Source organism: Pseudomonas sp. IT-P44, assembly GCF_949768225.1.
In the GTDB taxonomy this organism is placed as follows: Bacteria; Pseudomonadota; Gammaproteobacteria; order Pseudomonadales; family Pseudomonadaceae; genus Aquipseudomonas; species Aquipseudomonas migulae.
In genome coordinates, this window is sequence record NZ_CATKQM010000022.1 from 66,997 (window position 1) to 87,349 (window position 20,353).

14 protein-coding genes are annotated in these 20,353 nt (G+C 59.4%); all 14 read left to right on the plus strand.

The features are described 5' to 3' along the window. The first annotated feature begins 2 nt into the window (after positions 1 to 2). The 14 genes from ACM6IO_RS12995 (at position 3) to ACM6IO_RS13060 (ending at position 20,171) form a co-directional block, all read left to right on the plus strand. Positions 3 to 3,161 carry an efflux RND transporter permease subunit gene (locus ACM6IO_RS12995; protein WP_414911591.1) on the plus strand — a complete coding sequence of 1,053 codons (3,159 nt, stop codon included), beginning with the start codon at positions 3 to 5 and terminating at the stop codon, positions 3,159 to 3,161. After that, entirely contained in the window at positions 3,158 to 4,543 is a 1,386-nt protein-coding gene (locus ACM6IO_RS13000) for an efflux transporter outer membrane subunit (protein ID WP_414911592.1), read from the plus strand. The genes ACM6IO_RS12995 and ACM6IO_RS13000 overlap by 4 nt, the downstream gene beginning before the upstream one ends. 527 nt (positions 4,544 to 5,070) lie before the next feature. Further along, complete coding sequence (locus ACM6IO_RS13005; protein WP_414911593.1) at positions 5,071 to 5,697, plus strand: DUF1353 domain-containing protein; 627 nt, start codon at positions 5,071 to 5,073, stop codon at positions 5,695 to 5,697. A gap of 202 nt (positions 5,698 to 5,899) precedes the next feature. Then, entirely contained in the window at positions 5,900 to 7,900 is a 2,001-nt protein-coding gene (locus tag ACM6IO_RS13010) for a peptidase U32 family protein (protein ID WP_414911594.1), read from the plus strand. 204 nt (positions 7,901 to 8,104) lie between these two features. Then, positions 8,105 to 8,548, plus strand: a complete 444-nt coding sequence (locus ACM6IO_RS13015; RefSeq protein WP_008032069.1) for a CopD family copper resistance protein — start codon at positions 8,105 to 8,107, stop codon at positions 8,546 to 8,548. 109 nt (positions 8,549 to 8,657) lie between these two features. Further along, complete coding sequence (locus ACM6IO_RS13020) at positions 8,658 to 10,004, plus strand: coproporphyrinogen III oxidase (RefSeq protein WP_414911595.1); 1,347 nt, start codon at positions 8,658 to 8,660, stop codon at positions 10,002 to 10,004. A 22-nt stretch (positions 10,005 to 10,026) separates the two neighbouring features. Then, positions 10,027 to 11,415: an oxygen-independent coproporphyrinogen III oxidase gene (hemN, locus tag ACM6IO_RS13025; RefSeq protein ID WP_414911596.1), complete on the plus strand. Its 1,389-nt coding sequence runs from the start codon at positions 10,027 to 10,029 to the stop codon at positions 11,413 to 11,415. A 109-nt stretch (positions 11,416 to 11,524) separates the two neighbouring features. After that, positions 11,525 to 13,705, plus strand: coding sequence for a transcriptional regulator NosR (gene nosR / locus ACM6IO_RS13030; RefSeq protein ID WP_414911597.1), 2,181 nt, complete (start codon positions 11,525 to 11,527; stop codon positions 13,703 to 13,705). A gap of 64 nt (positions 13,706 to 13,769) precedes the next feature. Continuing rightward, positions 13,770 to 15,689 (plus strand): TAT-dependent nitrous-oxide reductase, encoded by a 1,920-nt coding sequence (gene nosZ, locus ACM6IO_RS13035; RefSeq protein ID WP_008037454.1) that lies wholly within the window; start codon positions 13,770 to 13,772, stop codon positions 15,687 to 15,689. 27 nt (positions 15,690 to 15,716) lie between these two features. Next, on the plus strand, positions 15,717 to 17,006 hold the full coding sequence (locus ACM6IO_RS13040) for a nitrous oxide reductase family maturation protein NosD (RefSeq protein WP_008032076.1): 1,290 nt from the start codon (positions 15,717 to 15,719) through the stop codon (positions 17,004 to 17,006). Beyond that, positions 17,003 to 17,926: an ABC transporter ATP-binding protein gene (locus ACM6IO_RS13045; protein ID WP_414911598.1), complete on the plus strand. Its 924-nt coding sequence runs from the start codon at positions 17,003 to 17,005 to the stop codon at positions 17,924 to 17,926. The genes ACM6IO_RS13040 and ACM6IO_RS13045 overlap by 4 nt, the downstream gene beginning before the upstream one ends. Then, entirely contained in the window at positions 17,923 to 18,753 is an 831-nt protein-coding gene (locus tag ACM6IO_RS13050) for an ABC transporter permease (protein WP_008037452.1), read from the plus strand. The genes ACM6IO_RS13045 and ACM6IO_RS13050 overlap by 4 nt, the downstream gene beginning before the upstream one ends. A 32-nt stretch (positions 18,754 to 18,785) precedes the next feature. Beyond that, complete coding sequence (locus ACM6IO_RS13055) at positions 18,786 to 19,310, plus strand: nitrous oxide reductase accessory protein NosL (RefSeq protein ID WP_008037451.1); 525 nt, start codon at positions 18,786 to 18,788, stop codon at positions 19,308 to 19,310. A 117-nt stretch (positions 19,311 to 19,427) separates the two neighbouring features. After that, on the plus strand, positions 19,428 to 20,171 hold the full coding sequence (locus tag ACM6IO_RS13060) for an SDR family NAD(P)-dependent oxidoreductase (RefSeq protein ID WP_008032084.1): 744 nt from the start codon (positions 19,428 to 19,430) through the stop codon (positions 20,169 to 20,171). Positions 20,172 to 20,353 lie beyond the last annotated feature (182 nt).

Consider the following 20,353-nt stretch of genomic DNA (forward strand, 5'->3'; position numbering starts at 1 on the left):
ACATGTCCAGGTTCTTTATCGATCGGCCCATTTTTGCCTGGGTACTCGCATTGATCGTCATGCTGGCCGGCGGGCTGGCGATCCTCAAGCTGCCCGTCAACCAATACCCTGACATCGCTCCGCCAGCGATTTCGATTCAGGTGACCTACCCAGGGGCATCGGCCCAGACTGTGCAAGACACCGTGGTCCAGGTCATCGAGCAACAGCTCAACGGCATCGACAACCTTCGCTACGTCAGTTCGGAAAGCAACTCCGATGGCACCATGGCGATCACGGTTACGTTCAACCAAGGGACGAACCCCGACATCGCTCAGGTTCAGGTGCAAAACAAACTCAACCTGGCCACGCCCTTGCTTCCGCAGGAAGTGCAGCAGCAGGGGATCCGGGTGACAAAAGCGGTCAAGAACTTCCTGATTGTGATTGGCGTCGTTTCCGAAGACGGCAGCATGTCCCGCGAGGACCTGGCCAACTACGTGGTATCCAACATGCAGGATCCGCTGTCGCGCACTTCCGGCGTCGGTGACTTCCAGGTGTTCGGCGCGCAGTACTCCATGCGGATCTGGCTTGATCCTTCGAAGCTGGTCAGTTTCGGCCTGACGCCCGTCGATGTGAAAAGTGCGATTCAAGCCCAAAACGTGCAAGTGTCTTCCGGCCAGATTGGCGGCCTGCCTGCACTGCCGGGTCAACAGCTCAACGCCACCATCATTGGCAAAACCCGCTTGCAGTCAGCAGAAGAATTCAAGGACATCCAGCTCAAGGTCAATCCTGACGGCTCCGAAGTGCGTCTGGCCGATGTGGCCGATGTCGCATTGGGCGGTGAAACCTACAGCGTCAACGCCCAGTTCAACGGTATGCCGGCGTCCGGCATCGCCATCAAGCTTGCTCCCGGGGCTAACGCGCTGGACACCACCAAGGCGATCCACGACACCCTTAACCAACTGCAACCGTTTTTCCCTCGCGGTATGAAAGTGGTCTACCCCTACGACACCACGCCAGTGGTGCGCGACTCGATCCATGGTGTGTTCCATACTCTGGGTGAGGCGATCGTGTTGGTGTTCCTCGTGATGCTGCTGTTTCTGCAGAACCTGCGCGCGACCATCATCACCACGCTGACCGTTCCTGTCGTCCTGCTGGGTACGTTCGGTGTCCTCGCGGTCGCCGGTTTCACCATCAACACCTTGTCGATGTTCGGCATGGTGTTGGCCATCGGCCTGCTGGTGGATGACGCCATCGTCGTGGTCGAGAACGTCGAGCGTGTCATGCGTGAGGAGCGGTTGTCGGCGAAAGAAGCCACGATTCGCTCGATGAAACAAATCCAGGGCGCGCTCGTGGGCATTGCCATGGTGTTGTCGGCGGTGCTGTTGCCGATGGCATTTTTCGACGGGTCAACCGGCGTCATCTACCGTCAGTTTTCCCTCACCATCGTGTCGGCGATGGCTCTGTCGGTGCTCACCGCGCTGGTGTTCACGCCTGCCTTGTGCGCCACGATGCTCAAGCCCCATGACCCGACGCATGGGCTCGCACGTCTCGGCTTCTTCCGTGCTTTCAATCGCGGGTTTGATCGCGGCGTGCAACGCTACGAGCGAGGTGTCGCCGGGATGTTGCGGCACAAGGCGGCGGCATTCCTGGCTTACCTGTTGATCGTCGTTGGCATGGTCCTGCTGTTCAGCCGCATCCCCACTGCGTTTCTGCCCGATGAAGATCAAGGCGTGATCTTTACCCAAGTGCAGACCCCCGCCGGGTCCAGTGCTGAGCGCACGCAAAAGGTGCTCGACAGTGTGCGTCAGTATTTGCTCGCCACTCCTGAGCAGGGGGGAGAGGCTAACGCTGTAGACGCCGTGTTTACCGTGAATGGATTCAACTTCGCGGGGCGTGGGCAAAGCTCGGGCATGGCGTTTGTTCTGCTCAAGCCGTGGGAAAAGCGCGGTCCTGAAGATGCGGCGCTCGCGTTGGCCAAGCGCGCTCAAGCGAAATACAGAGGCATGCGCGATGCAATGGTCTTCGCCGTGGTGCCTCCAGCAGTGCGTGAGTTGGGCAACGCTTCGGGCTTTGATTTATTCCTTCAGGATCAGGCCGGCGTCGGTCACGAAGTCCTGGGGCAGGCGCGCAATCAGTTCCTGCGTCTGGCCTCCGAAAGCAAAGTGCTGACAGCGGTTCGACTCAACGGCCTGAGCGATGAGCCCCAGTATCGGTTGAAGATCGATGACCGGCGTGCGAGGGCGCAGGGCGTTTCACAAACAGACATCAACACCACGCTCTCTGTGGCCTTCGGCGGCAACTACGTCAATGATTTCATTGACCGTGGCCGAGTCAAAAAAGTGTTTGTACAGGGCCAGGCCAGCGCGCGCATGTCCCCTGAAGATCTGGACAAATGGTACGTACGTAACGCCGCCGGGAAGATGGTGCCGTTCTCCGCTTTTGCCTCCGGCGAGTGGGTCTTCGGCTCTCCCAAACTGGCGCGCTACAACGGTGTGCCGGCAGAGGAAATACTGGGTGGCCCGGCACCGGGTTACAGCACGGGTGATGCCATGGCTGAAGCACAGGCCATCGCTGCTCAGTTGCCGCCTGGTGTCGCGCTGGCGTGGACGGGCTTGTCGTATGAAGAAAAGCTTTCCGGGTCTCAAGCGCCTGTCATGTATGCGCTTTCGCTGCTTGTGGTGTTCCTCTGTCTCGCGGCCCTTTATGAAAGCTGGTCCATTCCCTTGGCCGTGATGCTGGTGGTACCGCTGGGTGTTGTGGGGGCATTGCTTGCCACCACCTTGCGCGGCCTGTCCAACGACGTGTTCTTTCAGGTAGGCCTGCTGACGACAGTCGGACTGGCGGCGAAGAACGCCATCCTGATCGTGGAGTTCGCCAAGGAATTGCATGAGCAGGGTATGGGCTATGCCGAAGCGGCGATTGAGGCGGCGCGGCTTCGTTTGCGTCCCATTGTCATGACCTCGCTTGCGTTCATCCTCGGGGTTGTGCCGTTGGCTATCTCCACCGGTGCAGGCTCCGGCAGTCAGCATGCCATTGGCACCGGTGTGATCGGCGGCATGCTGACCGCCACCGTCCTGGCCATCTTCTGGGTTCCACTCTTTTATGTGTCGGTGTCGTCACTGTTCGCACGTCGATCGTCCGTCGCTCTGGCCGCAGTCGCTCACGAAGAGGTCATGTCATGATCAAACCATTCAGTTTTCTGGTCCTGAGTTCGTTGTTGTTCAGTGGTTGCTCTCTGATCCCGGAGTACCAGCAACCTCAGGCACCGGTGGCGGCGACTTACCCCTTGGCGCCAGTGTCACGTGATGAGAGTGCCGCAGCGCTCGATTGGCGCGAGTTCTTTTCCGATCCGGCCTTGCATCGATTGATCGAGACCGCACTGGCCAACAATCGGGATATCAGGATTGCCACGTTGAACGTCGAGGCCTATCAGGCGCGCTATCGCATTCGTCGCGCGGATCTGTTGCCGGACGTCTCGACGGCGGGCAGTGGTAGTCGTCAGCGAGTTCCGGCAGATCTGGCATCCGGTGATAAAGCCACGATCGAGAGTCAGTACTCTGTCGGGCTGAACGTGAGTTATGAGGTGGATTTGTTCGGCCGTGTGCGCAGCCTCGATCAAGCAGCATTGCAGCGTTACCTGGCCAGTGAACAAGCACAGCGTTCAGCCCGTATCGGGCTGGTGGCAAGCGTTGCAAATGCCTGGCTCATTATGCAGGCCGATCAAGCGCTGGAGCGACTGACCAGCGATACCCTCGACACCTATGAAAACAGCTACCAGCTGACACGTCGCAGCGCTGAAGTAGGTACCGTTTCAGATTTGGCGTTGAGCCAGGCACAAACCCTGGTGCAAGGCGCTCGTAGCTCGATGGCCCGGTATCGTCGGCAGGTTGCCGAAGACCGAAACCAGTTGGTGTTGTTGATTGGAGGTGAACTCCCCACCGATCTGTCGAGCGGTGATTGGGAGCGACAATCTTTACCTGAGGTGCCAGTGGGGTTGCCTTCGGATCTGCTCAACCGTCGGCCCGACATAGTGGAAGCAGAGTTATTGCTCAAGGCTGCCAATGCGGATATCGGCGCAGCCCGGGCTGCGTTCTTTCCCCGAATCAGCCTGACGGCGGATGCTGGCACCTCGAGCGAAGAACTGTCAGGGCTCTTCAATGGAGGTTCGGGTGTGTGGAGCTTTTTCCCCGCGATCAGTCTGCCAATCTTCAATGCGGGCCGCTTGCAAGCCAGCCTGGACGTCACTCAAGTCGAGAAAGACATACAAGTGGCGCGTTATGAAAAGGCGATCCAGTCAGCCTTCAGGGAAGTCAGTGATGGACTGGCTGCAACGCAGACCTTTGGACAGCAGATTGAGGCGCAACAAGGGCTGGTCAGCGCGAGTGCCAAATACTATCGGCTGGCGGAAAGTCGCTACCTGACAGGTATCGACAGCTCTTTGACTCTTTTGGACGCGCAACGGACGCTGTTCGCTGCACAACAAGCGTTGATCAGTGATCAGTTGGCCGAACGAGCGGCAACTATCGATTTGTACAAAGCGCTGGGAGGAGGGTGGCAGGGCTGACATGACGACCACGGATCCTCCTTTTGGCCATGAAATGGATTACTCCTGCTTTTACGCCCCACAACACAGTAGCGCCTACGTATTCGTCTCCGCAGCGCCAAAGCAGAGGGGGCGGGAATTGGACAGAGTGATGGCCATTGGCTAACGTCAGGTAGCCTCCCTCCGAATCACAAAACGGCGGATTACCAAGGCATGCAAATCGATCTACCGCCCGAGCCGGGAAGCGAATCAAGGGAGATAGAGGCATGGAGAGTGCTGGGGCGGACTTTGATTTGATCGAGGTTTCAGGAGGTCCTCGGTTCCGACCTGGAGAATCCCTTGCTCGCAAGTGAAGCTTTTTCTCAGCTCCCGAAAGCAACTCACGACACGATCAAAATCACGTTTTAGAGTTGGTTGATATTGGTAGGTTGTTGTTAGTCCCGTCGTTAGTGCCAGATAATTTGATGTTGATGGAATAGCTGGAGAAAAGTCGGGGGCAGCAGGTGGTCCAGAAGAATACTGAAGAGGCGAGGTAACGTGGAAGTGCGATGTTTGCCATCTTTAATGGCAAATTTTTCGTCTTTCAAGGAGGACTTGATATGCGCGTTCTAATTCTTTTGTTTCTTGTTCTCACGTTGCAAGCCTGCGCTCCGATATCGTATCGCGAAACCGATGAGGGAAGGTTTGAAGGCGCTTTGGATGTGCGCTGGATCAAGAATGACTATTTTCTGTTTGTTCCAAGCAAGGATGATCCGTTTCGATTTACACGTTCTAATGGTGAAGTAATTCGCCCTGGCCCCATGTATACCGATGGGGGGTCAATTCCTCGATTTTTATGGGGCGTCAATGGTTATTCCCCTTGGGGGTACGCCCCCGCTTATATCATTCACGATTGGCTTTTCGTGGCTCATGAGTGTGGTTACCCCGGGTACAAGGATTACTCGTTCAAAAATACGCACATCGTCCTGGCAGAGGGTTTGAAGGCGGTGATGGAGGTAAGTCCTGAGATTCGAAATTACTTTGTTTTTGAATCGGTGGTTGCAGCCGTCAGTTCGCCCATAGCGAAACGGCTCTGGGAGAAGGGTATATGTAACGAACCCGTAGCTTTCAACCTGCAGGGCATTCCTGAACAAACGCCTCCCGGGGAGTTGCTGATGACAATAAAATTCAAATAGTGGCTGACGCGCAGTTCCACTCAGCTGCCCGAGGTCAACGCCGGAGTCGTGACGGGTGATGCTGTCGTTTTTGCGGCCCAGAAGCGCCTTTCGGCTTGTTACAGGCAGGTGATATCAACCCTGACCAAGAAGCCCACGGATGCCGGTCAAACATTTGCCCGCTACAATGCGTGCCTCGACCGTGACAAACCAGATAAAAAATATGTCCTTGCCCAAACATCACCTGGAACTGCTCAGCCCTGCCCGTGACGTGAGCATCGCTCGCGAGGCGATCCTGCATGGTGCCGACGCCATTTATATCGGTGGCCCGAGCTTCGGCGCCCGCCACAATGCCTGTAACGAAGTGAGTGAGATCGCCGGACTGGTGGAGTTCGCCCGGCGCTACCACGCCCGGGTGTTCACGACGATCAACACAATCCTGCATGACAATGAGCTGGAGCCAGCGCGCAAGCTGATCCATCAGCTCTACGATGCCGGCGTCGATGCGTTGATCGTCCAGGACCTTGGCGTGATGGAGCTGGATATTCCGCCCATTGAGCTGCACGCCAGCACCCAGACTGACATCCGCACCCTGGCACGGGCGAAGTTTCTTGACCAGGCAGGCTTCTCCCAACTGGTACTGGCCCGCGAGCTGAATCTGCAAGAGATTCGCGCCATCGCCGACGAGACCGATGCGGCCATCGAATTCTTCATCCATGGCGCGTTGTGTGTGGCGTTCTCCGGCCAGTGCAACATCTCTCACGCACAGAACGGTCGCAGCGCCAACCGTGGCGACTGTTCACAGGCCTGTCGTTTGCCGTACACCCTCAAGGACGACCAGGGCCGCGTCGTCGCCTACGAAAAACACCTGCTGTCGATGAAGGACAACAACCAGAGCGCCAACATCCGTGCGTTGGTGGAAGCCGGCGTTCGCTCATTCAAGATCGAAGGGCGCTACAAGGACATGGGCTACGTGAAGAACATCACGGCCTACTATCGCCAGCGCCTGGACGACGTTCTTGAAGATCGTCCGGACCTGGCCCGTGCGTCCAGTGGCCGCACTGCGCATTTCTTTGTGCCTGACCCGGACAAGACCTTCCACCGTGGCAGCACCGACTACTTTGTCACCGACCGCAAGGTCGACATCGGTGCCTTCGATTCACCGACTTTCACTGGTCTGCCAGTGGGCGTGGTGGAGAAGGTGGGCAAGCGTGACTTGCAGGTGGTGACCTCTGAGCCGCTGTCCAACGGCGACGGTCTCAACGTGCAGATCAAGCGCGAAGTAGTGGGTTTTCGCGCCAACATCGCCGAGCCCAAGGGTGAGTTCCTCGAAGAGGGCGAGAAGCGTTATCGCTACCGTGTCGAGCCCAACGAGATGCCGGACGGGATGTACAAGCTGCGGCCCAACCATCCACTGAGCCGCAACCTGGACCATAACTGGCAGCAAGCCTTGCAGAAGACTTCCGCTGAACGTCGTATCGGTCTGGCCTGGGTCGCACAGCTGGACGAGCAGCGCCTGCAACTGACCGCCACCAGCGAGGAGGGCGTTAACGCCAGTTTGTCGCTGGACGGTCCGTTCGGCCTGGCCAACAAGCCGGAGCAGGCCCTGGACCAACTGCGTGATCTGCTCGGTCAACTGGGCACCACCGACTACCACGCCACCGGCATCAAGCTGGAAGCAACCCAGGCGTTCTTCATCCCCAACTCGCAGTTCAAGGCCCTGCGTCGGGAAGTGATCGAAGCGCTGACCGCGGCCCGCCTGCTGGCCCACCCACGGGGTGGGCGCAAGGCCGAGACAAACCCGCCGCCGGTGTACCCGGAGTCGCACCTGTCGTTCCTGGCCAACGTCTACAACCAAAAGGCTCGCGACTTCTATCACCGTCACGGCGTCAAGCTGATCGATGCAGCCTTCGAGGCCCACGAGGAAACCGGAGAAGTGCCGGTGATGATCACCAAGCACTGCCTGCGCTTCTCCTTCAACCTCTGCCCCAAACAGGCCAAAGGCGTCACCGGCGTTCGCACCAAGGTTGCGCCGATGCAACTGGTGCACGGTGACGAGGTGCTGACGCTGAAGTTCGACTGCAAACCTTGCGAAATGCACGTGATCGGCAAGATCAAGGGCCACATCCTTGACCTGCCGCTACCGGGCAGCGTCGCGGAGCCGGTCGTCGGTTACATCAGCCCTGAAGATCTGCTCAAGACGATTCCTCGCGCGCCCCACTGAAAGGTGGGCTAGCCCGCATCAGGGGCAGGGACGTTTCTTGATCGGTGTCAAACGGGTGGGGCGGGCAGCTCTGTATTCTGTGAAGCAACACTCGCGCGCCCTTGCGGATGAACGCGCGAGTTCCCATTGGGCCGAAGTTCACCGGCACTGGCGACACAATGGGATTGATGTTCCTCTCGCTGAGTCATCAGAGCCATCCCTCTCATGGTCTATCCCGTTTTTTTGACATTGCACCTGTTCGCCGCGCTGATATTCATCGGCACGGTGTTCTTCGAGGTCCTGTTTCTGGAAAGCATTCGCAAGCAATTGCCCGACAGGGTGATGATGCTGGTCGAGCAGGGGATCGGTCGTCGAGCCCGGACGCTGATGCCGTGGGTGTTGCTGGTGTTGTTCGGCGCGGGGATCGGCATGGTCTGGCAGCGCTACTTGCCCGCTCTTGCCACGCCGCTGGCGTCTTCGTTCGGCACGTTGCTGATGGTGAAAATCGTCGTTGCCGTGAGCGTGCTCCTGCATTTTCTGGTGGCCATGATTCTGTTCAAAAGCGGGCGCATGAATGCTCGTTACCTGCAATTCATCCACGGCAGCCTGTTCTGCCATATGGTCGCCATCGTCTTGCTGGCCAAGGGCATGTTTTACCTGACGTGGTGACCGATGGTCGGCCTCTGCAAGCACTTGGCTGGCGGCTTGATACAAATCAAGGAGCGATGATTGCCGATCCCGGACACTGAAGATCTGCAGCCAGTCTGGGAGACCCGTCATGCTCGATTTCTTTCACAACCCTGGCGAGCTTGTCGCTCGGTGCGATCAGGGTGTGCTCGACCCCAACTGCCATGCCGATACGCAAAAGTTTCACAACGGCATCGGCTCTCTCGATTTGCTTCGTGCCTTGCGCGTAAGCCGCCAGAAACGCCGGCCGCTCTCCCTGAACTTGCGCCTGCCTTCCAGCCTCAAGCCATCCTTTTGCACGCTTGCGGATGCCTGCGGCGAGCAGGGCGCCATCGAGCAGTACATGCGGCGTCTGGAACACGAGATCGATCTGGTCGGTTGCCACACCCATCCAGAGCAACGGGTCGAGCAATTTCACCTGGGCGGTGGAACGCCCACCATCGCCCATATTCAGCGACTGATGGGGCATTTGCGTCGCCGGTTCAACTTTCTGGCGCATGAGTCTGGCGACTACAGCGTTGAAGTGGATTTGCATCACACCGATTGGTCGACCATGGGCGTGCTGCGTGACCAGGGATTCAATCACGTCAGCATTGGTGTTCCGGACATCGACACCGAGTGCGAGATGTCCGTGGCTTGCTACCAGAATCCGGCGCCGATCCATTCACTCATCGATGCCGCGCGCACGTTTGGTTATCGCTCCATCAATGTCGATCTGGGGTTTGGCCATGCCTGGCAAACACCGGACAGTTTTGCGCTAAAGCTGACGACGATTATCGAGCTGGAGCCCGACCGCCTGATGGTGTTCGACTATGCACGGCCACCACGCCGCTATCGGCCTGTGCTCGGTGACAAGGCCAGGGCGTTGTGCAGCCAGGACGACAAAGGCGCGATGCGTCAGATCTGCTTCGAGCAATTGCTTGCAGCGGGGTATCACTACATCGGCATGGGGCAGTTTGTCCGGCCCGATGATGACCTGGCGATCGCTCAGGAGCGAGGCCGCTTGAGCCGCACCTGCGACGGTTTCACCCGTCACGGCTATTGCGACCACATCGGGTTCGGTGTGGGCGCCATCAGCCGGATCGACGATTTGTACACGCAAAATACCGACGCCGTTGAGCGCTATCAGCGTCAGCTGGACAGCGACCAACTGCCGACAGCGCGTGGTTGGCGTTTCGAGGCGGGGGAGCAGATCAGGCAAATGGTCATGGAGCGACTGGCGTGTGATCAGGAGCTGGATATCCGTGCCATCGAGCGGCGCTATGGGCTGGTGTTCCCCATGTATTTCTCATCCGTCTGGCCATTGCTGGAGCAATTGAGTCGTGACGGTTTGATTGAATTGTCAGAGCGTTTCATCAGCATCCTTCCCGCCGGCCGGCAGGAGGTGGATGCTATCTGCAGCCTGTTTGAAAAGGAGGTGGACAGTGCAAAACATTAACCCACCTGCGAGTTGATTAATCATGAAGCCTTCATTCGATTTCAATCGTGCCCTGGTCGAAAAATATGACCGGCCCGGGCCGCGCTACACCTCTTACCCGACGGCCCCGCAGTTTCATCAGGCGTTTGCCGTTGACGACTATCAGCGTGCCGCCCACGACAGCAACCAGGCCGCTGTGCCGAAACCGTTGTCGGTGTACATCCACATTCCGTTTTGCAAAAGCCTTTGTTACTACTGCGCCTGCAACAAAATCATTACCCAAAAAACCCATCGGGCCGTCGAATACCTGACCTACCTCAAGCGTGAAATCGCCATGCAGGCCGCGCTGTTCGACAACACGCGCAAGCTTACGCAGCTGCATCTGGGCGGGGGCACACCGACGTATTTGACCCAAGAACAACTGGCCGACCTGATGGACTGCCTGCATCAGGCATTCGACATGGACGACAGCGACGACCATGAGTTTTCCATCGAGGTCGACCCGCGCACCATCAGCAGCGAACAGATCCATTCGCTGCGCCAATTGGGCTTCAATCGCCTGAGCTTTGGCGTGCAGGACTTCGATCCCGACGTCCAGGCGGCGGTCAATCGCCAGCAAAGTGAAGCGCAGATTTATGCGCTGGTCGCGGCGGCGCGCGAGGCGCATTTCAAGTCGATCAGCGTCGATCTGATTTACGGCCTGCCCCTGCAAACGGTGCAGAGTTTCGACGTCACCCTCGCCAAGATCATTGCCCTGCGCCCGGACCGGATTGCTGCATACAGTTATGCGCATCTGCCGGAGATGGTGCGCGCGCAACGGCTGATTCGCCCGGAGGACATGCCACCGCCGGAGCGCAAGCTGGAGTTGCTCGAACTGACCATTCGCCGTTTGACCGAAGCCGGTTATGTCTACATCGGCATGGACCATTTCGCCTTGCCGGATGACGAGCTGGCGCTGGCCCGCGCCCATGGCACGCTGCAACGCAATTTCCAGGGGTACTCGACCCATGCCGACTGCGACTTGATCGGCCTCGGGGTGTCTTCGATCGGCAAGGTCGGCGACAGCTACAGCCAGAGCGTCAAGGAGCTTTCGCAGTACTACGCGCGCATCGATCAAGGTCTGCTGCCGGTGCATCGGGGTTATCGCCTGAGTGCTGACGACCTGTTGCGCCGCGAAGTGATCAGCGACCTGATGTGTCATGGCCGGATCGATTTCGCCAAGTTCGAAGCACGTCACGCGATCTGCTTCACCGAGTATTTCGCCGAATCATTGGCCCAACTCGGCGAGCACGTTCGCGACGGGCTCTTGCAGATTCACCGTGACGAGCTGGTGCTGTTGCCGCAAGGGCATTTGATGATGCGCAGCGCCGCGATGGCGTTTGATGCCTACTTGGGCAATCAGCAAAAAGGCCAGTTTTCGCGCACTGTTTGAGACATTCGGGCGCTCTGGAACGGGGATTGTCGGCAAGTTGATTTCAATCAAGGGACGGGGGCGCAATGCTCCCTAACATGGCCGCAGACCCTTTGAAATCAGCCCGCTCATGACAATCTCTTCGCCTTCGATACCTGGCAACCTGCGCTTCTGGAGCGTTGGTCTGGTGGTGACGGTCTTGCTGATACTCGCGATGTTCGCGGTGGTTGAGGCCAAGTCATACGGCGACATCGAGCAGCAGCGTATCGAGAAGGTCTTCCCGCAAACCGATTCGGTTTCCGCAGCGGAAGGCCCGTTCAAGGTGCGGACGATATCAGCGGCCGGCAAGGTCATCGGTTATGTCTTCCAGAGCCTGGACGTGGTGGACATTCCGGCCTACTCGGGCAAACCGATCAATACCCAGGTGATCCTCGACACCGCCGGTGTGATTCAGGATGCCTACGTCCTGGAACACCATGAGCCGATTCTGCTGATCGGTATCCCCGAAGAAAAACTCCACGGTTTCAGCGCCCGCTACACAGGGATCAAGGTCAGCCAGCGAGTGGTTGTCGGCCACTCCAGTGACCCGAGTGCGGTCACCGTGGATGCCATCGCCGGCGCAACCGTCACCGCCATGGTGGTCAATGAGGTCATCATGCGGGCCGCCCATGAAGTGGCCGTATCGCTCAAGCTGATCGAGGACAAGGGGGCAGTGGCGAGCAAGCCCGCCACCGTGCGCCAGGACTTTTTCGAGCCCGCCACCTGGGAGCAACTGAGCGGAAACGGCGCCATCCGCCGCTTGAACCTGACCCGTGGACAGGTCGATGCCGCCTTCAAAGGCACCGAGGCCGAAGGCGTCGACACGGCCGCGCCTGACCAGGTCGATGACACCTTTATCGAGCTGTACACCGCCGATCTGAACCCGCCGACCATCGGCCGCGCGCTGCTGGGTGACATTCAATACCGTGTCCTCATGCAAGAGCTCAAGCCCGGCGAGCAAGCCATTGCTGTATTGGGACGCGGCTTGTATTCGTATAAAGGCTCGGGTTACGTGCGCGGCGGGATTTTCGACCGGGTGCAATTGCGCCAGTTCGGCAATGTCATCAGCTTTCGCGACATGGACCATCAGCGCCTCTCCGACGTCTTCGCCGAGGGCATGCCCGAGTTCAATGAGATGTCGGTGTTCATTGTGCGCAAGCAGGCGGGTTTCGATCCGGGATCGCCCTGGTCCCTGGAGTTGTTGGTACGGCGTCAGACCGGTCCGGTCAGCGGCATGTTCAGCAGCTTCGAACTGTCTTATCAATTGCCCGAGCAATACCTTGAGCGCCCCGCACCGAGTGCCGAAGAACTGGCTGCCATCGAGGAAGCCAACCGGCCGATGTGGTTGACGATCTGGTATCAGAAACATTTCCAGGTCGGCGTACTCGCCACCGCGTTGCTGCTGCTGACCGCGATCCTGTTCCTGCAGGACAAGTTCACCCGCCGCCCGCATTTCCTGCACTGGCTGCGTCGCGGTTACCTGATCTTCACCGTGGTGTTCCTCGGCTGGTATGCGCTAGGGCAGCTGTCGGTGGTCAATGTCCTGACCTTTGTCCATGCGTTGTTCGAGCACTTTCGCTGGGAGCTGTTTCTCACCGACCCGCTGATTTTCATGCTGTGGGTGTTCACCGCCGCGAGCATTCTGCTGTGGGGGCGTGGGGTGTTCTGCGGCTGGTTGTGCCCGTTCGGTGCCTTGCAAGAACTGATCAACGAAGCCGCGCGCAAACTGAAAATCCCCCAATACGAATTGCCCTTCGCGGTGCATGAGCGGTTGTGGGCGATCAAGTACATCATTTTGCTGCTGCTGTTCGGTATCTCCCTGGAATCCATGTCCACCGCCGAACTGTTCGCCGAAGTGGAACCGTTCAAGACCGCCATCACCCTCAGGTTCGACCGCCAATGGTGGTTTGTCCTTTACGCGGTGGCGCTGCTGGTCATCAACATCTTCACGCGCAAAGTCTATTGCCGCTACATCTGCCCGTTGGGTGCCGCGTTGGCGATCCCGACCAAGCTGCGCCTGTTCGACTGGCTCAAGCGCCGCAAGGAATGCGGCAACCCCTGCCAGCTGTGCGCCAAAGAATGCGAGATCCAGGCGATTCACCCGGATGGCCGGATCAATGCCAACGAGTGCCACTACTGCCTCGATTGCCAGATGACTTACCACAACGAACACAAATGCCCGCCGCTGATCAACAAGCGCAAGAAGCGCGGCAAACCGGCACCTGTGGCGGCGCAACTGATACCTGTCGTGGAAGTGACCGCCCCTGAATGATGTGCCCCCTTGCGGGAGCGAGTTCTACCCGCACACCGTTTTATCCCTTCAAGGAGTACGCAGCATGACTGACACAGAATCCACAAAACCGGTGCAGGAAGAAGAGCACACCGGACTCAGCCGTCGCGGTTTTCTCGGTAGCAGCGCCGTCACCGGGGCGGTGCTGGCAGGGGCCACGACATTGGGCGGGGCGGTGTTCAGCCGCGAGTCATGGGCGGCTGCGGTCAAGGATGCGCAGGCGAAAACCCATGTCGGCCCCGGCGAGCTGGACGAATACTACGGCTTCTGGAGCGGCGGTCATCAGGGCGAAGTGCGGGTGCTGGGCGTGCCGTCGATGCGCGAGCTGATGCGTATTCCGGTGTTCAACGTCGACTCGGCCACCGGTTGGGGCCTGACCAACGAAAGCAAGCGCATCATGGGCGACAGCGCGAAGTTCCAGAACGGCGATTGCCATCACCCGCACATCTCCATGACGGACGGCAAGTACGACGGCAAGTACCTGTTCATCAACGACAAGGCCAACTCCCGTATTGCGCGCATCCGCCTGGACATCATGAAGTGCGACAAGATGCTCACGGTGCCGAACGTGCAAGCCATTCACGGCCTGCGCCTGCAAAAAGTGCCGTACACCAAGTACGTGTTCGCCAACGCCGAGTTCGTCATTCCGCACCCCAATGACGGCCACACCTTCGACCTGCAAGACAAGAACAGCTTCACCATGTTCAACGCCGTCGATGCCGAAAAAATGGAAATGGCGTTTCAGGTGATCGTCGACGGCAATCTGGACAACGCCGACATGGACTACACCGGCAAGTACGCCGCGTCCACCTGCTACAACTCGGAGAAGGCCTACGACCTCGGCGGCATGATGCGCAACGAGCGCGACTGGGTTGTGGTGTTCAACATTCCGCGCATCGAAGCCGCGATCAAGGCCGGCAAGTTCATCACCCTGGAAAACTCGAAAGTGCCGGTGGTCGACGGTCGTAAAACCGATGGCAAGGACTCCGAATTCACCCGTTACATCCCGGTGCCGAAGAACCCCCACGGCCTCAACACCTCATCCGATGGCAAGTACTTCATTGCCAACGGCAAGCTGTCGCCAACCGTATCGATGATCGCCATCGACCGCCTGGACGACCTGTTCGCCGATAAATTCAAGGACCCGCGCGAAGTCATCGCCGCCGAGCCGGAACTGGGCCTGGGCCCGTTGCACACCACCTTCGACGGTCGCGGCAACGCCTACACCACGCTGTTCATCGACAGCCAGGTGGTGAAGTGGAACATGGCGGACGCGGTACGTGCCTACAAGGGCGAGAAGGTCAATTACATCAAGCAAAAACTCGACGTGCATTACCAGCCCGGCCACAACCACGCGTCGCTGACCGAAACCAGTGAGGCGGACGGCAAGTGGCTGGTGGTGTTGTGCAAATTCTCCAAGGACCGCTTCCTGCCGACCGGGCCGCTGCACCCGGAAAACGACCAATTGATCGATATTTCCGGCGAAGAAATGAAACTGGTGCACGACGGCCCGGCGTTTGCCGAACCGCACGATTGCATCCTCGCGCGGCGGGATCAGATCAAGACGCAAAAAATCTGGAACCGTAACGACCCGTTCTTCGCCGCCACCGTGGAGCTGGCCAAGAAGGATGGCATCAACCTGGAGACCGACAACAAGGTGATCCGCGACGGCAATCATGTGCGGGTCTACATGACCTCCATGGCACCGGCGTATGGCTTGACCGAGTTCACCGTCAAGCAGGGCAACGAAGTGACCGTGACCATCACCAACATCGACCAGATCGAGGACGTGTCCCACGGTTTTGTCATGACCAACCACGGCGCGAGCATGGAGATCAGCCCGCAGCAAACCTCGTCCATCACCTTCACCGCCGACAAGGCCGGCCTGCATTGGTATTACTGCAGCTGGTTCTGCCATGCGCTGCACATGGAAATGGTCGGCCGCATGAAGGTCGAGCGGGCCTGACGGTTGAGCATCGACAGGAGCGGACCGATGACCGACATCAAGGGAAACCCGATCAAGGTGATCGCGCTTGCGCTCCTGCTGATGCCCGGCAGCGTGCTGGCGGTGCAACCCATTACCACGCTGCCATTGCGCCTTGACGCCGAGCAACGCTGGCACGTGCCGGCGGGCGAATACCGTGGCTCGTTCAGCGTCGATCAGCCGATGCAGATTGTGTGCGAGCCCGGCGCGGTGTTTCAGGCGCAAGGGCAGGGCAACGGGGTGATTGTCAGCGCACCGGACGTCGGGATCGAGGGCTGCACTTTTCTGGACTGGGGTCATGACCTCACGGCCATGAATGCGGCGGTCTTCCTCCAGCCCAAGGCCCGTGGCGCGGTGATCAAAGGCAATCGCCTGCAAGGTCAGGGTTTCGGGATCTGGGTCGATGGGACTCAGGATGCGAGCCTGATCGACAACCGCATCCAGGGCGATCCGGCGATGCGCTCACAGGATCGCGGTAACGGCATTCACCTGTATGCAGTGCATGGCGCCAGGGTCATCGGCAACCAGGTGCGCGACACCCGCGATGGCATCTACATCGACACCTCCAACGGCAACCTGCTGCAAGGCAATACCCTGGAAGACCTGCGTTACGGCGTGCATTACATGTTCGCCAACGACAACCAGCTGATCGGCAACACCACCCGCCGCACCCGCACCGGCTACGCCCTGATGCAAAGCCGCAAGCTCACGGTGATCGGCAACCGCTCCGAACAGGATCAAAACTACGGCATCCTGATGAACTACATCACCTATTCAACCTTGCGCGACAACTTCGTCACCGACGTGCGCGACGGCTCGACCGGCGACAGCATGATCAGCGGCGCCGAGGGCAAGGCGCTGTTCATCTACAACTCGCTGTTCAACCGCATCGAACACAACCACTTCGAGCACAGCGCCGTGGGCATTCACCTCACCGCCGGCTCCGAAGACAACCGCATCGCCGACAACGCGTTTGTCGGCAACCAGCGCCAGGTCAAATACGTCGCCACCCGCTTGCAGGAATGGTCGGCGGATGGCCGGGGCAATTACTGGAGCGACTATCTGGGCTGGGACCGCAACAACGATGGCCTGGGCGATATCGCCTACGAACCCAACGACAACGTCGACCGCCTGCTGTGGCTGTACCCGCAGGTGCGGCTGTTGATGAACAGCCCCGGGATTGAACTGCTGCGCTGGGTGCAACGGGCGTTTCCGGTGATGAAATCGCCGGGCGTACTTGACAGCCATCCGTTGATGAAATCCACCACGCACACCCTGACCAAGGAGCCCGTCACATGAATGTCGTCGATCTGGAAGGCGTCAGCCAGCGTTATGGGCACACCACGGTGTTGCATCAGTTGAGTCTGAGCCTGGCCGAAGGCGAAGTGCTGGGTTTGTTCGGGCACAACGGCGCGGGCAAGACCACCAGCATGAAACTGGTGCTCGGTTTGCTGCAGGCCAGCGAAGGGCAGGTCAGGGTGTTTGGGCGCTTGCCCAGTGATCCGAATGTCCGGCGTCTGCTCGGCTATTTGCCGGAGAACGTGACGTTTTATCCGCAGATGAGCGGCCTGGAAACCTTGCGTCATTTCGCGCGACTCAAAGGGGCCGCGTTCGCTCAGGTGGACGGGCTGCTGGAGGAAGTTGGCCTGGCAGGGGCGGCGCATCGACGGGTCAAGACCTACTCCAAAGGCATGCGCCAGCGCCTCGGGCTGGCGCAAGCGTTGCTCGGCGAACCACGCCTGTTGCTGCTCGACGAGCCGACGGTCGGCCTCGATCCCATCGCCACTCAAGACCTGTATCGGTTGCTCGACCGTCTGCGCAGCCAGGGCACCAGCGTCATTCTCTGTTCCCACGTTTTGCCGGGGGTCGAGGCGCATATCAATCGTGCGGCGATCCTGACCCAGGGGCGCTTGCTGGCCCTTGGCAGTCTGCGCAGCCTGCGCGAGGAAGCCGGGTTGCCGACGCTGATTCGCGCCAACGGGCTCAAGCATGCCGGCCCCTTGCAGGCCTCGTGGAACATCGCCGGGCATGTCACTCAACGTTGGGGCGTGGAAGGCCTGGAAGTGGCCGCGCTCAATGGCAGCAAACTGGGCCTGTTGCGCCAGTTGCTCAATGAGGATGAGCCGGCGGACGTGGAAATCACTCCGCCGTCCCTGGAAGACCTCTACCGCTATTACATGGGACGGGCCGCTGCGACCCGCAGTGGAGAGATTCTATGAACCCGATCTGGAACATGGCCCGCAAGGAATTCAATGACGGTTTGCGCAACCGCTGGTTGTTGGCGATCAGCCTGTTGTTCGCGGTGCTGGCCACCGGCATTGCCTGGTTGGGCGCGGCGGCGTCCGGTCAGTTGGGCTTTACCTCGGTGCCCGCGACCATCGCCAGCCTGGCCAGCCTGGCGACGTTCCTGATGCCGCTGATCGCCTTGATGCTGGCGTATGACGCCATTGTCGGCGAGGACGAAAGCGGCACCTTGCTGCTGTTGTTGACCTATCCGCTGGGGCGCGGGCACATCCTGCTCGGCAAGTTCATTGGCCATGGGTTGATCCTGGCGCTGGCGACGCTGATCGGTTTCGGCTGCGCGATGCTCGCGATCGCCGTGCTGGTGGACGACGTCGAACTGAACCTGCTGCTCTGGGCCTTCGGACGATTCATTGTGTCGTCGACGCTACTGGGCTGGGGCTTCCTGGGGCTGGCTTATGTGCTGAGCAGCGTGGCAGCCGAGAAATCCACGGCCGCCGGTTTGGCGCTGGGCGTGTGGTTCTTTTTCGTGCTGGTGTTTGACCTGGCGCTGCTCGCACTGCTGGTGCTCAGCGAAGGGCACTTCAACCCGAAAGTGCTGCCCTGGTTGCTGCTGTTCAATCCCGCCGACCTTTATCGCTTGATCAATCTTTCCGGTTTTGACGCCGTTGCCAGTACCGCTGGCGTGCTGACCTTGGGCAGCGATTTGCCTGTGCCGGGCTCGATGCTCTGGCTCTGCCTGCTGTTGTGGGTGGCGGCGCCGTTGGGTACGGCCTGGCTGCTGTTCCGTCGACGGGCGACTTGAATTCTTACTTTGGTTTTTTGGAGCACCTGATGATGAGAACGCTTGATTGGAAGACGCTGCGCAACCTGGCGGGCCTGATGGTCTGTGTGCTGCTGACGGCGTGTGACAAACCCGTGCAAGCCAGCTACAGCGATGCCCCCAGCGCCTTTCATCCCAGTGATGAGTGCCATGTCTGCGGCATGATCATCGACGGCTTCCCCGGCCCCAAGGGTGAAGTGGTCGAGCACAGCGGCATCAAGAAATTCTGCTCCACGGCGGAAATGATCGGTTGGTGGTTGCAACCGGAAAACCATCATGGCGATGCCAGGCTGTATGTCCACGACATGGAGCACAGCCCCTGGAATTCGCCGGATGACACCCAACTGATCGATGCCAAAGATGCGTATTACGTGGTCGGCACCCGGCTCAAGGGGGCGATGGGGGTGGTGTTGGCGTCGTTCTCCAGCCAGCAGGCTGCTGAAAAACTGGCCACGGAGCAGGGCGGTCGCGTGCTGCGGTTCAGCGAGATCGATCAGTCGGTGCTGCAGCAACCGGCCATGTCGCACTCGACTCATTGAGCGGTCGATCCATTGAGAAAATCTGATCGCCGTCAAGTCGGTATTTTTGCATCTGTTCAAAGATAGGGGCCCGCCAGGTCCCCAGTGCTTGGCATCGATGATGCCCAGGAGAACATGATGCAAACCGAGTTTCAGGATCGTTTGGCCGTGATCACCGGCGCCAGTTCCGGGATTGGCCTGGCCTTGTGCGCGGCGCTGTTGCCGCGTGGGGTCAGGGTGTTGGCGATGTCGCGCACCGTCGGTGACTTGCCGGCCTTGCAGCAGATCTATGGTGAACGGCTGCAATGGTGTGCCGGGGACGTTACCTGCGAGGACGATCTGCAAGGGTTGGCCCGGCGGGCGGCGACGTTGGGGCGGGTGGATTATCTGGTGCCCAACGCCGGCATTGCCGAAATGGCCGATAGCCTGGACATGCCGGCCTTTCAGCGGCAATGGGCGGTCAACGGTGCGGGTGCGTTGAACACCCTGGCGGCGTTGCGCGGTGAGTTGGCGAACCCGGCGTCGGTGGTGTTTGTCGGCAGCTTCCTGACGGGGTCGAGTTTTCCCGGTCTGGCGGCTTGCATTGCCAGTAAGGCGGCATTGGCGGCCCAGGCGCGCACGCTGGCGGTGGAATTTGCTCGTTATGATGTGCGCATCAACCTGGTTTCGCCGGGGCCGACCGCGACCTCGATGTGGGACAACCTGGGCTTGAGTGATGGTGAGCTTGATGATGTTGCTGACACGCTTGGCAAGCGTCTGTTGCCGGGGCATTTTCTTGATGCGTCTGCGGTGGCCAACGTGATTATTTTTCAGCTGTCCCAGGGGGCGCGGGGGGTTTATGGACAGGACTGGAAGGTTGATAACGGTTATACGTTGGGCTGACGGGGGGGATCGGGGTACATATCCATTTCTGCGGTAACGGCGGCTATTGGTTTCGCCCTTACGGCGAGTCCCTTTTCCAAACGCCGAAAAGGAACCAAAAGGCTTTGCCCCTGACGTACGGTGCCTCGCTAAGGCTCGGCATGCCCTCGCTCCGGTCCTGCTCCGTGGGCCCGCCGCCATCG

Excerpts from the sequence above, each read along its gene's own strand:
- ACM6IO_RS13005 (WP_414911593.1), top strand. The coding sequence starts at position 5,071 with ATGTTTGCCATCTTTAATGGCAAATTTTTCGTCTTTCAAGGAGGACTT.
- ACM6IO_RS13055 (WP_008037451.1), top strand. The coding sequence starts at position 18,786 with ATGAGAACGCTTGATTGGAAGACGCTGCGCAACCTGGCGGGCCTGATG.
- ACM6IO_RS13040 (WP_008032076.1), top strand. The coding sequence starts at position 15,717 with ATGACCGACATCAAGGGAAACCCGATCAAGGTGATCGCGCTTGCGCTC.
- ACM6IO_RS13045 (WP_414911598.1), top strand. The coding sequence starts at position 17,003 with ATGAATGTCGTCGATCTGGAAGGCGTCAGCCAGCGTTATGGGCACACC.
- ACM6IO_RS13060 (WP_008032084.1), top strand. The coding sequence starts at position 19,428 with ATGCAAACCGAGTTTCAGGATCGTTTGGCCGTGATCACCGGCGCCAGT.
- hemN (WP_414911596.1), top strand. The coding sequence starts at position 10,027 with ATGAAGCCTTCATTCGATTTCAATCGTGCCCTGGTCGAAAAATATGAC.
- ACM6IO_RS13000 (WP_414911592.1), top strand. The coding sequence starts at position 3,158 with ATGATCAAACCATTCAGTTTTCTGGTCCTGAGTTCGTTGTTGTTCAGT.
- ACM6IO_RS13050 (WP_008037452.1), top strand. The coding sequence starts at position 17,923 with ATGAACCCGATCTGGAACATGGCCCGCAAGGAATTCAATGACGGTTTG.
- ACM6IO_RS13010 (WP_414911594.1), top strand. The coding sequence starts at position 5,900 with ATGTCCTTGCCCAAACATCACCTGGAACTGCTCAGCCCTGCCCGTGAC.
- ACM6IO_RS12995 (WP_414911591.1), top strand. The coding sequence starts at position 3 with ATGTCCAGGTTCTTTATCGATCGGCCCATTTTTGCCTGGGTACTCGCA.
- nosR (WP_414911597.1), top strand. The coding sequence starts at position 11,525 with ATGACAATCTCTTCGCCTTCGATACCTGGCAACCTGCGCTTCTGGAGC.
- nosZ (WP_008037454.1), top strand. The coding sequence starts at position 13,770 with ATGACTGACACAGAATCCACAAAACCGGTGCAGGAAGAAGAGCACACC.
- ACM6IO_RS13015 (WP_008032069.1), top strand. The coding sequence starts at position 8,105 with ATGGTCTATCCCGTTTTTTTGACATTGCACCTGTTCGCCGCGCTGATA.
- ACM6IO_RS13020 (WP_414911595.1), top strand. The coding sequence starts at position 8,658 with ATGCTCGATTTCTTTCACAACCCTGGCGAGCTTGTCGCTCGGTGCGAT.